Consider the following 12467-nt stretch of genomic DNA (forward strand, 5'->3'; position numbering starts at 1 on the left):
GTGGCTTGTTACGTTCAAACTTGGCCTTTGCCATGGGTATTTCCTCTTTTTTTGGGGTTCAAGACTTAACTCATATAAATATGATAATTAAGACGATTTTGACCACATTAAGATAATTGTTAAAAGGTTACACATACTAATGTGCAGATATTATAAGAAAATCGCGGCCAATAACAAGTCTTTTAACAAGTTATTGGCGTATTCTTTAGTGACAATACACAGACGTACTCTATATTGTCACTTTCAGTAAGTTCTATTTACTCGTCATCATCTTTAGAGTTGAACTTAGAGATGATTTCAGCAGCAACTGATTTTGGAATTTCAGCGTACTTTTGGAATTCCATTGAGTAAGTTGCACGGCCTTGTGACATAGAGCGCATTTGAGTGGCATAACCAAACATTTCCGCTAATGGTACTTCAGCACGAATCTGTTTAGTACCGCCAGGTAGATCTTCCATACCCTGTACCAAACCACGACGACGGTTAAGATCGCCCATGATGTCGCCCATGTAGTCTTCAGGTGTTTCAACTTCTACTTTCATTACTGGCTCAAGTAGCGCTGGATCAGCTGCTAAGAAACCTTTTCTGAAGGCCATAGAACCAGCCATCTTAAATGACAATTCATCAGAGTCAACGTCATGATAAGAACCATCATACAAGGTCGCTTTTACGCCAACTACTGGGTAGCCTGCAAGTACGCCGTTTTTCATGCGTTCTTGGATACCTTTATCAACAGCACCGTGGAATTCTTTTGGTACAGTACCACCAACAACTTCTTCAGCGAATTCATACTCAGTGTCGCCAGCTGGATCAAGTGGCTCAAGACGTAACCAAACGTGACCAAACTTACCACGACCACCTGTTTGACGTACGAATTTGCCTTCTTGTTCAACAGTGTTACGAATCGTCTCACGATAAGCAACCTGAGGTGCACCGATGTTTGCTTCAACGTTGAATTCACGCTTCATACGGTCAACAAGAATCTCTAGATGTAGCTCACCCATACCACTGATGATTGTCTGACCAGATTCTTCGTCAGTGTGTACACGGAACGATGGATCTTCTTTTGCCAAACGGCCAAGAGCGATTGACATTTTTTCTTGGTCAGCTTTGGTCTTTGGCTCAACAGCTAGAGAGATAACTGGATCTGGGAATTCCATACGCTCAAGAGTGATCACGTTGTCTTCATCACATAGCGTATCACCAGTAGTCACATCTTTCATGCCGACTAGAGCTGCGATATCACCAGTACGAATCTCTGCAAGCTCTTCTTGAGAGTTTGCCATCATCTGTACGATACGACCAACACGCTCACGCTTCATCTTAACTGGGTTATAAACACTGCTACCCTGCTTCATTACACCAGAATAAACACGTACGAAGGTTAAGTTACCAACGAATTTGTCGTTCATGATTTTGAACGCTAGTGCTGAGAAAGGTGCTTCATCTGATGCTTCACGGCTGCCTTCGCTTTCGTCTTTGTCATCAAGAATACCTTTAATAGCAGGTACGTCGATTGGTGCAGGTAGATACTGAATAACGGCATCTAGCATCTTCTGTACACCTTTGTTCTTAAAGGCAGTACCACAAAGAAGCGGGATGATTTCGTTATCGATAGTTAACTGGCGAATAGCACCGTGAATTTGTTCTACAGTCAATTCACCGTTTTCTAGGTATTCGTTCATCAACTCTTCGTTTGCTTCAGCAGCGCTTTCTACAAGGTGCTCGCGGTATTCTGCTGCTTTTTCTTGTAGTTCAGTTGGGATTTCGCGCTCATCATACTGCATACCTTGAGACGCTTCGTCCCAATAGATAGCTTTCATGGTCACTAGATCAACAACGCCTTCGAAGTCATCTTCTTTACCAATTGGGATAACCAATGGTACAGGGTTACCACCTAAGCGAGTTTTGATCTGTTCGATAACACGATAGAAATCAGCACCAACACGGTCCATTTTGTTTACAAATGCAAGACGTGGTACTTTATATTTGTTCGCCTGACGCCATACGGTCTCAGACTGTGGCTGAACGCCGCCTACTGCACAGTAAACCATGCAAGCGCCATCAAGTACACGCATAGAACGTTCAACTTCGATCGTGAAGTCAACGTGACCTGGGGTATCGATGATGTTGATACGGTGTTCGTCAAACTGTTTAGCCATACCTGACCAAAAACAAGTTGTTGCCGCTGAGGTAATAGTAATACCACGCTCTTGTTCTTGCTCCATCCAGTCCATAGTGGCTGCGCCATCATGTACTTCGCCAATTTTGTGGCTAACACCGGTATAGAATAAAACACGCTCTGTAGTGGTTGTCTTACCAGCATCGATGTGCGCTGAGATACCAATATTGCGATAGCGTTTTAGGGGAGTTTTACGAGCCATAGTGTTTTCCTAGGAAAAGTCGTGTATATAATAATGTATTGTGTCTCTACCTCATACTCTATGACAAAGCGTTCAGCTTCGTAATATTACTTACTGATTATTGAGCCTAATACGGACAAAAAAAGAGCAAATACTAAGAATAGTGCGGCATCAAATTTGGGATGCTCTCCAGCAAAAACTGTATTTGTTAAGAGAGACATCTGGATAGATGTCCGCCACCTCAGTCATCAATAAATAACATTTATATATGACCGAATGATGATGGCGGCATTCAATAGAATGAACAACAATGTAAGATTAAATGGCATGAGCCTCTAATCTCAAGCTACTATTAAAAAGTAGCTTAGAAACGGTAATGAGAGAATGCTTTGTTAGCATCTGCCATGCGGTGAACTTCGTCACGCTTTTTCATAGCAGCGCCTTTGCCATCAGCAGCATCATTCAATTCGCCAGCTAAACGCAAAGCCATTGATTTTTCAGAACGTTTAGCAGCAGCTTCAGCTAACCAACGCATAGCCAATGCAGTACGACGGGAGGGGCGTACTTCCATTGGTACTTGATAGGTTGCACCACCGACGCGGCGAGCTTTTACTTCTACCATTGGGCGTACATTTTCTAGCACTTCTTCGAAGAAAGATACTGGATCTTCAACTTTACGCTTCTCACTTACTGTCTCAAGTGCACCGTAAACGATACGCTCAGCAGTAGATTTTTTACCATCACTCATTACATGGTTGATGAACTTTGCAACAGTTTGGCTACCAAACTTAGGATCCGGTAGGATCTCACGGGCAGCAACGACGCGACGTCTTGGCATAATAAATTTCCTTATCTTCAGGAGTGTCTAACATTCACAACATCGACTACTTATCACTAGGATATAGCAGTGAGTTATCAGTTAGCCTTACTGCATGGTGGTATGTTTTAAGAGTAAATCCCAGATATATATTTATATAAAAGCGATATTACTACTGACACCAAACCCATGCACAGTTATTGGGTAGTGCAAAAAGCTTATCTAATAACGTTTAGTTATTAAACTTTAGGCTTCTTAGCACCGTACTTAGAGCGACCTTGCTTACGGTCTTTAACGCCTGCGCAATCTAATGCACCGCGAACAGTGTGATAACGTACACCTGGTAGATCTTTTACACGACCACCACGGATTAGAACAACACTGTGCTCTTGTAGGTTATGACCTTCGCCGCCGATGTAGCTTGATACTTCATAGCCTGAAGTCAAACGTACACGACATACTTTACGCATGGCAGAGTTAGGTTTTTTTGGCGTGGTAGTATATACACGAGTACATACACCGCGACGCTGTGGGCACGCTTCCAACGCAGGAACTTTTGACTTTTCCTTGATGGTTTTGCGACCTTTACGAATCAATTGGTTAGTTGTTGCCATAAGGCATCCTTCTCCCGTTTGGTATAAAACAAAAAAATGGGCCAATGCACCATCTATCTGACAATAATTGCAGATTTCGGGGGCACCCATTTTTAGGACAGTGTATTATAAAGAGTTGTTGCTGCTATTTCAACCACTTATGAATGGTTTCGCTTTACAACATTTGACAGATATGCATTCAGCCTCTCATTGTATCACTTTATAGATTTTTCGCCGAAAAATAGCGTAATAAATAAAGTACACAAAGCGAGCTCAAGCATCATTAAGAAAAGATGTTTAACATTGAAATGGTACTTGATAGTAACTAAGTGGTGGTATTTATCCTAATTTTCAAGTCGTGTTGCTCAATCAAACTAAGATAAATACCGTTGTACTTATGAATATATAACCCCACTAGCAAACAATATGACTATTACTTGGCTTTTTTATCAGACGTTTGCTTGTCTGAGTTTTTCTCACTGCTAGTTTCTTCTTTACTATTTTCTTCTTTATCAGTGACTTTTTCTGAATCACTGCTTTTTTCTTTGCGCTCTGTAGATTTTTTTGCATCATCCGTATCAGCCTTTTCTACTTTAGCCTCACTGCTACTGTCATCAGTAATAGCACGATTGGCCAGTTTTGCCTCTGGTGCAAAGGTCGCTTGAGCAACGCCAATAACTTCGTCGATCAATTGGCTGTTATAGTGCATGCCGATCGCTACTGCGGTGACAGGAATAAAACGACGAACCCATGATAAGTTGATCTGATCTAAATCTACACCTACCTGACTGGCGACTTTGTCTATTTGCTCAGCATAGAAATTTACATTTTTATTTTTTAGACCGAGATTTTTAAGTTCACTATGTAATCCGTTGCTCTGAGCATTATCGAGCAAACCTTTACCGATACCTAGACCAGCTAGTAGCGCTTGTTTTTCTTGCATCTTGCTCAGATCAGCGTTTGATAGTAGTTCGTACGCCATCTTGACGCCTTGCTTACCTGTCAGCGGCTTATTATATACAGCAGCAATCTGATAAACCGTCCGTAATGAAACCAGTAATAGCCATAATGTATCAGCGAGCAAACCTGGTAGACCTGCTAAACCTGTCAAACCACCCATCATTGCAAGTGCACGGTTTTGGTTAGCAATATCAGTAGCTAGCGCATAACGCTCTTCGTCATCTAAAGTAGCAATATTGGCAAAACGATGCTCATTAGGTAAATCTAGTTGACTCCAATTAGCAGCAAGTTTGGCCACTTGGGCAAATGCACCATCAACTGTCGATTGAAAAAAACTGTTCGGCACGACTTTTTTGGCGTATTTACCATAAGTAGCAAAGCGTGGTCCTAATAATTGCTGCGTAGCCTTCAGCGTTTGCTCACGAAACAAATCTTGTTGGTAATCTTCATCGCCTAGGTCTACTGCTTTATATTGATGCGGTTTGCCTGTTTTAGCGTTTACGCTATCAATCATAGCCCCTACACGCTCTAGATTGTTTCGAGTAAAAGATCCAATAGTATTGATGCTTTTAGAAAGAGTACTACGCTTTGCCATCGTGATGTCCTTAATATGATGAGTTGGTTTTTAATATAGTTGTATTTTAATATGATAGTTAATTATTAATAATAATGAATCTATTATCTTAGCCAGTTATCGTAACTGGTGTCAGTGCGAACAATGTTATTAGAATCACAAATTTTGTATCTAAAGTATAATTCCGTCCATAGTCAGTAGCTAGTCTTACTTCTCATCTCTTTACTCAAAACTCAGTCATAAGTGTTATTTTGTCGTTATTTTACACTTGTCCAAAGATTTCCAGTGCTTGATACGTTATCATGTGCCATAACTGAGAGCATAATTGTACACTGAATTTATATTGCCTCTGATAGACCGTTAACAGAATTTAGTTACCTAAATTCATGCTATCGTTATCTACATAGACTATTTTTTCATTATAATGCTCGAATTAACTCATAGTTAAACATCATATATAGATTTACCACGATTATTGCAACCAACTGCTAGCAAGTCGTTACTTATAAGGAATAGCATATGCGCCGCGTCGTTATTACTGGAGCAGGGATTGTCTCTTGTATTGGACATGATTTAGATACTGTCACCACTGCCCTCAAAGAAGGTCAGTCTGGCATCACATTTAATGATTCTTATGCTGAGCACGAGTTTAAATCACACGTGAGCGGTAGTATCAATCAATCAGAACTGGATACCAGTGGTATCGATCGTAAGCTGAAACGGTTCTTTAGTGACGCCAGTCTTTATGCTTATGTTAGTGCGCTAAATGCGATTGAGCACTCTGGCCTGTCACTTGATACTATCAATAACAACCCACGAGTGGGTGTAGTGGCAAGTTCAGGCGGCGCATCAACAGAAAACATCGTCAATGCTATCGATGCTATGCGCGAAAAAGGTCTACGCGGTGTCGGCGCAATGGCAGTACCAAAAACAATGGGTAGCTCAGTGTCAGCCGCTTTAGCAACCGGTCTCAAAATCCAAGGCGTCTCCTACTCGCTCGCTTCTGCTTGCGCGACTTCAACGCACTGTATCGGTCATGCTGCTGAGCTTATCCAATTGGGTAAAGCCGATGTGATATTGGCTGGTGGTAGTGAAGCTGAGCATTGGACGCAGTCTTGTATGTTTGATGCCATGGGCGCAGTTAGTACTCAGTATAACGACACACCAAAACTTGCCTCAAGAGCCTATGACAAAGACCGTGACGGTTTTGTGATTGCTGCTGGTGGCGCGATGGTGGTTGTAGAGAGTCTAGAGCATGCTCAAGCACGCGGTGCCAATATTTTAGCTGAAATCGTTGGCTACGGTGCCAGCTCTGATGGTGCAGAAATGGTTGCGCCAAGCGGTGAAGGTGCAGTTCGCTGTATGCAACAAGCCTTGGCTGAAGCGGGGCTAGAAAGTGTCGATTACATCAACAGCCATGGTACTAGTACACCACTGGGCGATATTACTGAGCTTAAAGCGATCGCTAAAGTATTTGATAATGACGTCAGTAAAGTACCTGCTATCAGCTCAACCAAATCAATGACAGGTCATAGCTTGGGCGCTGTTGGTGCACAAGAGCTGATCTATTGTCTACTAATGCTACAGGACGGCTTTATCGCTCCAAGTATCAATGTTGACAACTTAGATCCTGCTGCTGAAGGTTTCGATATCGTCACCGAAATGCGTGAAGCAAATCTTGAAACTTTGATGAGTAATAGCTTTGGCTTTGGTGGTACTAACGCTACGCTGATTATCAAAAAGTTTGACGCTTAACCCATGCTTGTATCAAATCACAATGCAACTGAGCAGACAGATTCTGCGCCATCGCCAGCTAGCAAACCTAGCTGGCGTTTTGGTGATTTGTCTGCTGCAGAACTGATGCCGCAGCTACAGCGTCACTTGCTCGCTCAAGATATTAAAGCAAACTGGCAACTTGTTTGGCTTAATAACGATGGTCGACCAGTAATCGGCTTACTCCCAAAAGTCAGCTGGTCTGTATATCCCAATGATGAGCAAGCGTCTAGTGACTTACCCAATATTTATAAGGTGATTAAAAGTTGCCGTGGCAATGGCGTGCGTCGCGATACTGAAGTAAATAGCGATAACAATAGTTATGCTAGCACGACAGCTTATATGAGCTATCTAGAATGGCAAGAGGAACTAATCGCTTATAGCAATACTCAAAAAGCCAATCACGACACGTCATATATCAATAGCGAAGAAAGCTCGAAACCCAGTTATCATCATGGGCTAATCGGTTTTATTGGTTATGATATTGCAGCTCTCGAACTAAGTCCTGCCGATAGGATTGAATTGGCAATGCAGCCGTCTGCTTCGTTGGGACATTATGATATTTATCTAATGCCTACAGCACATGCTGATACAGGTTGGGCGTTAAAGACTCATCTAACTAACGATGATGCTTCTGAGAATACCGATCATAAGACAAGCGATATTCTTATAAATACTCTTACCTCTTACCTAGACGAACTGGATCGAAAACTGTCTGATAAATATCTCAATCAACCACAGTTTGAAGATGCATCAAGTATCACTCCCCTAGTTTTAAGTCCTCGATGGAGTAAGCTTGATTATCAACAAGCATTTAATCGCACACAAGACTATCTACAGCAAGGCGACTGCTATCAAATAAACCTGACACAGAAATGGTCTGGCAGTTTAGCGCGCGAAAATAACGATGTTCAATCAGCCTTTTCGCTTATTAACTATTTGCCTGCGCTATATCGCAATACAAAAGCGCCTTTTGCAGGATATGTGAGCGTTGATAGCAATGATGGTGATTACCTAAATAGAAGCGACAGCTTTGTCGCAGACAGCAATCATTTTGAATTGTTAAGCTGCTCACCTGAGTTATTTTTTACATTCACTAGAGAAATCGACACTGGCAAACACTCTATTCGCACCAAGCCTATAAAGGGAACCATGCCGCGAGGTGTTACTAACAAGCAAGATGCTCTGTATAAGCAGCAACTGGTCAATAGCGAAAAAGACCGCGCCGAAAATGTCATGATTGTAGATTTACTGCGTAATGATTTGGGCAAATACGCCAAAATTGGCAGTGTGAAAGTACCACAGTTATTTGCAATTGAGAGCTTTAGCAACGTCCATCATATGGTGAGTACTATCACCGCTGAGCTAAAAGCTGATAATCATCCACTAGCTGTATTGTTTGGTAGTCTGCCTGCTGGTTCTATCACTGGCACACCAAAAAAACGCGCTGTCGAAATCATCGCTGAACTGGAATCTACGCCACGCGGTGCTTATTGCGGCACTATGGGTTATATGAATTTTGATGGTAGTGGTCAATGGAATGTACTCATTCGTACATTGCAAGCCAACGCTTTATCAAATGATGACTGTAATAAAGAAAGACACGTTAATCTATGGGCAGGTGGCGGTATTACGGTCGCGTCTGATTGTGATGCTGAATACCAAGAATGCTTAGATAAAGTAGGTAACTTATTATCAGTCTTGGCTCAGAATATGTAGCCTGCCAAAGTGAAATGTCATTACTAATTTAGAATTAAAAAAGCCTGCCAACGTTACGTTAGCAGGCTTTATTTTTAAGACTTATCGATAGTGCTTTACGTGATGAGTAAAGGGACTAACCTATTCACATTCTACATTAAGCTATCAATATAATTTTATTCAGCAACAACGCTAGCATCGACTTGCAAGGCTTTTAGCGCATCAATCAAACGGTTGTTCTGCTCTGCCGTACCGATAGTAATACGCAAGTACTCTGCAATACGCGGCTTATCAAAATGGCGAACGATAATGCCTTGCTCGCGTAACGCACTCGCGACAGCACTTGCATCGCCATCTTTTGGACGAGCAAAAACAAAGTTGGCATGTGACGGTAGGACCTTATAGCCCAATGTAGTCAACTCTGCTGTCAGCGACATACGTAAATCAATGACTTGCTGACGAGTTTGCTCAAAATACTCAGTGTCTAACACACTCGCAGTCGCCCCAGCCTGAGCCAACTTATCCAGTGGATAGCTGTTAAAGCTATTTTTCATCCGTGTTAGTGCTTCAATCAATGATGCATTGCCAAAGGCCATACCAACGCGCAATCCAGCAAGCGAACGTGATTTTGAAAAGGTTTGGGTCACGATAACGTTATCACACTCATTGATTAAACTCACCGCTGAGACTGGAGCGTCTGCATTGCTCTCATCTATCTGAGCAAAATCGATATACGCTTCGTCAATCACAATGACCGCATTAGAATGCTCACTCGCAAGTTTACGGATATCAGCAAGCGACAGCAGTAAGCCTGTTGGTGCATTAGGATTAGCGATGATAATACCGCTACAAGGCTGACGATAAGCATCAGGGTCAATGCTAAAATCTTCCTCTAGAGGAATCTGTACAAGCTCTACACCGAACGTCTGTGCATATACAGGATAAAAACTATAACCAATATCAGGTGATAACAGCGGACGCTCTTTTAGAAAGAAGCTAGCAAATACTAACGCCAAGACTTCATCCGAACCATTACCAACGAATACTTGATTGATATCAAGATTGTATGACTGTGCTAATGCAGCACGTAGGTCATTAGATTCAGGAGCAGGATACAAACGTAACTCATCAGCTTGCTGCTCCAAAACCTTGGCAATAGCCTCCCCTACTTTTGGCGAGGGTGGAAATGGGTTTTCATTGGTATTTAGTTTGCATAGATTGTCGTGTTGCGGCTGCTCACCTGGAACATAAGGTGATAAGTTGCGCGCTTTAGACGACCACAGTCTGGTGTCTATCTTTGACTCACTCATAAATTATCCTACTATTAGCCACAAAGACTATTAAAAATAAATATCAAAAGTAAAAGCTAAAAATTCAAAATCAATTACTGATAACGATAACGAGCTGAACGCGCATGGGCTTCTAAGTCCTCACGCTGCGCTAAAATATCAGCTGTCTCAGCCAAAGGCTTACTGCCGGACTCACTGCAATAAATGATGGATGATTTCTTTTGAAAATCGTAAACACCCAACGGCGAAGAAAAGCGAGCAGTGCCTGATGTTGGCAGTACATGGTTCGGCCCCGCACAGTAATCCCCAATAGCTTCAGGCGTATGACGACCCATAAAGATAGCGCCGGCATGACGAATATCGTTTAAGAGTGCGTCAGGGTTATCAACAGATAACTCTAAATGTTCAGGAGCGATACGATTGATAAGTGCCATACCTTCACTACGATCTTTTACCAATATCAGTGCGCCCCGATTTTGCAGCGAGTCACGCGCGATATCTGCTTTTGGCAGCTCAGTCAGTGCTTTTTCTATCTCAAGTGCTACTTCGTTGAGCTGCTCTTCACTAGTCGTCACAAAGATAGCTTGTGCAATACGATCATGTTCAGCTTGAGACAATAGATCCATCGCTAGCCAGTCCGCTCTATCTTGTGCTTCGCCTTCTGCATATACCAATACTTCTGAAGGTCCAGCAATCATATCGATACCAACTTGACCAAATACTGCGCGTTTGGCTGCGGCGACATATTTGTTGCCTGGTCCTGTAATTTTGTCCACGGCTGGAATCGTTTTAGTGCCGTAAGCTAAAGCTGCTACTGCTTGAGCGCCACCAATAGTGAAGACGCGATCGACTTGGGCCAAATGAGCCGCTGCCAATACTAACGGATTGAGCACGCCTTTAGGCGCTGGCACCACCATGATGACTTCAGTGACGCCAGCCACCTTAGCAGGAATAGCGTTCATCAATACTGAAGAAGGATAAGAAGCTAAACCACCAGGCACATAAATCCCAACGCGATCAAGTGGCGTTACTTTTTGACCCAATCGGTTGCCTAGCTCATCCTCATATTGCCATGTTTCTTGTACTTGGCGCTCATGGAATGTCTGTACCCGAGTTGCGGCTGTGGTCAACGCTAACTTTACTTTTTCATCAAGATTGGCAAACGCTTCAGCAAGCGCTTCTTTAGACAACTCTAACTCTTGCATCGAAGTTGCTGGATGCTTGTCAAACTGCTGAGTCAATGCCAACACGACGTTATCACCATCAGCACGTACTTGCGCGATGATATCGTCGACGGTATGTAATAATTCAGCATCATTGACTGTTTCAAAGGCAAGCAACTGTGTCAATTGACTATCAAAATCGGCATTTTGGGTACTTAACTGGCGCATGACCTAATCCTATATCTGAGCATAAAGTAGTGCTAAAAATGAACGGTTTGGAACTGAGTAAAGTAGGTTTATCTTTCAAAGTATTGCGACTTATTCGATGTCTTCTTGTCTGAATTTTACGGTGATTTTATGTTTTCGCAAGCTAAGACAACAAAACCAGTTTAGCACGCTACGTCACTCATAGCCTGCTAAACTGGTTTAAAAATTTGTATAACCGTGCTTTATTTTACCAATGACTTGCACTGGATGATTAGCTATTGGCGATACTATTTTTAAAGCTATCTAAGATTGGTTCTAGTAGTGCAAATTTGCGCTTATAGCTGACTTGATTGACGATCAAACGTGAGGAAACATCGCAAATGTGATCGCGTGCCTCAAGTCCATTGGCACGCAGTGTGTTACCGGTGTCGACCACGTCGACGATCAAATCGCCCAAGCCGACCAATGGCGCAAGCTCCATCGAACCGTAAAGTTTGATGACATCGACTTGTTGACCTTGGCTTGCAAAATAAGCACGAGCGACATTGACATATTTGGTCGCGATACGCAGGCGACGATTTGGCAGCGGTGCATCTTTCACACCCGCAGTCATCAGTTTACACTGAGCAATCTGCAAATCGAGCAATTCATAAACATGATTGGCACCATGCTCAAGCAGCACATCTTTACCCGCCACCCCAAAGTCAGCAGCGCCATGTTCGACATAGGTCGGCACGTCACTGGCACGCAAAATCAATACACGTACATTTGGATTTGAGGTCGGAAAAATAAGTTTACGTGAGGCTTCAGGATCTTCTAAAAGATCAACACCAGCTGCACGTAGTAGTGGCATGGTCTCTTCTAGAATGCGGCCTTTTGATAAAGCCAAGGTTAGACCTGAAAACTCATCGTTTACTTCGTTTAATAAACCGCTGGCTGGTAAAGATTTGCTTGTCTCAGTCATAATGACATCGTGTCCATGTGCAGTCCCCTACTCAAAGGGGAATTTTTAATTTATAACTTAATATGG

At 42.6% G+C, this 12467-nt stretch carries 9 protein-coding genes; 2 read left to right on the forward strand and 7 right to left on the reverse strand.

What is annotated here, in order from left to right:
* Nucleotides 1-257: 257 nt before the first annotated feature.
* The 4 genes from fusA to DXK30_RS11690 form a co-directional block, all read right to left on the reverse strand.
* Nucleotides 258-2384 (reverse strand): elongation factor G, encoded by a 2127-nt coding sequence (gene fusA / locus DXK30_RS11675; RefSeq protein ID WP_057761733.1) that lies wholly within the window; start codon nt 2382-2384, stop codon nt 258-260.
* A gap of 343 nt (nt 2385-2727) precedes the next feature.
* Nucleotides 2728-3201, reverse strand: a complete 474-nt coding sequence (gene rpsG, locus DXK30_RS11680; protein WP_057761735.1) for a 30S ribosomal protein S7 — start codon at nt 3199-3201, stop codon at nt 2728-2730.
* Nucleotides 3202-3419: 218 nt separating this feature from the next.
* A complete protein-coding gene (gene rpsL, locus DXK30_RS11685) occupies nt 3420-3794 on the reverse strand; it encodes a 30S ribosomal protein S12 (RefSeq protein WP_011281154.1) in 375 nt (124 codons plus the stop codon).
* A 412-nt stretch (nt 3795-4206) separates the two neighbouring features.
* A complete protein-coding gene (locus DXK30_RS11690) occupies nt 4207-5328 on the reverse strand; it encodes an EcsC family protein (protein ID WP_114701828.1) in 1122 nt (373 codons plus the stop codon).
* 498 nt (nt 5329-5826) lie between these two features.
* On the opposite strand from DXK30_RS11690, the gene DXK30_RS11695 reads away from it, so the two are divergent.
* Both DXK30_RS11695 and DXK30_RS11700 read left to right on the forward strand, forming a co-directional pair.
* Nucleotides 5827-7062 carry a beta-ketoacyl-ACP synthase II gene (locus tag DXK30_RS11695; protein ID WP_102091614.1) on the forward strand — a complete coding sequence of 412 codons (1236 nt, stop codon included), beginning with the start codon at nt 5827-5829 and terminating at the stop codon, nt 7060-7062.
* Between the two features lie 3 nt (nt 7063-7065).
* Entirely contained in the window at nt 7066-8799 is a 1734-nt protein-coding gene (locus DXK30_RS11700) for an anthranilate synthase component I family protein (protein WP_114701829.1), read from the forward strand.
* Between the two features lie 155 nt (nt 8800-8954).
* On the opposite strand, the gene hisC is transcribed toward DXK30_RS11700, so the two are convergent.
* The 3 genes from hisC to hisG form a co-directional block, all read right to left on the reverse strand.
* A complete protein-coding gene (gene hisC, locus DXK30_RS11705; RefSeq protein ID WP_114701830.1) occupies nt 8955-10088 on the reverse strand; it encodes a histidinol-phosphate transaminase in 1134 nt (377 codons plus the stop codon).
* A gap of 74 nt (nt 10089-10162) precedes the next feature.
* A complete protein-coding gene (gene hisD, locus DXK30_RS11710; protein ID WP_114701831.1) occupies nt 10163-11458 on the reverse strand; it encodes a histidinol dehydrogenase in 1296 nt (431 codons plus the stop codon).
* Between the two features lie 250 nt (nt 11459-11708).
* Nucleotides 11709-12401, reverse strand: a complete 693-nt coding sequence (gene hisG, locus DXK30_RS11715) for an ATP phosphoribosyltransferase (protein WP_101205353.1) — start codon at nt 12399-12401, stop codon at nt 11709-11711.
* Between the last annotated feature and the right edge of the window lie 66 nt (nt 12402-12467).

This window comes from Psychrobacter proteolyticus (genome assembly GCF_003350005.1).
Lineage (GTDB): Bacteria > Pseudomonadota > Gammaproteobacteria > Pseudomonadales > Moraxellaceae > Psychrobacter > Psychrobacter proteolyticus.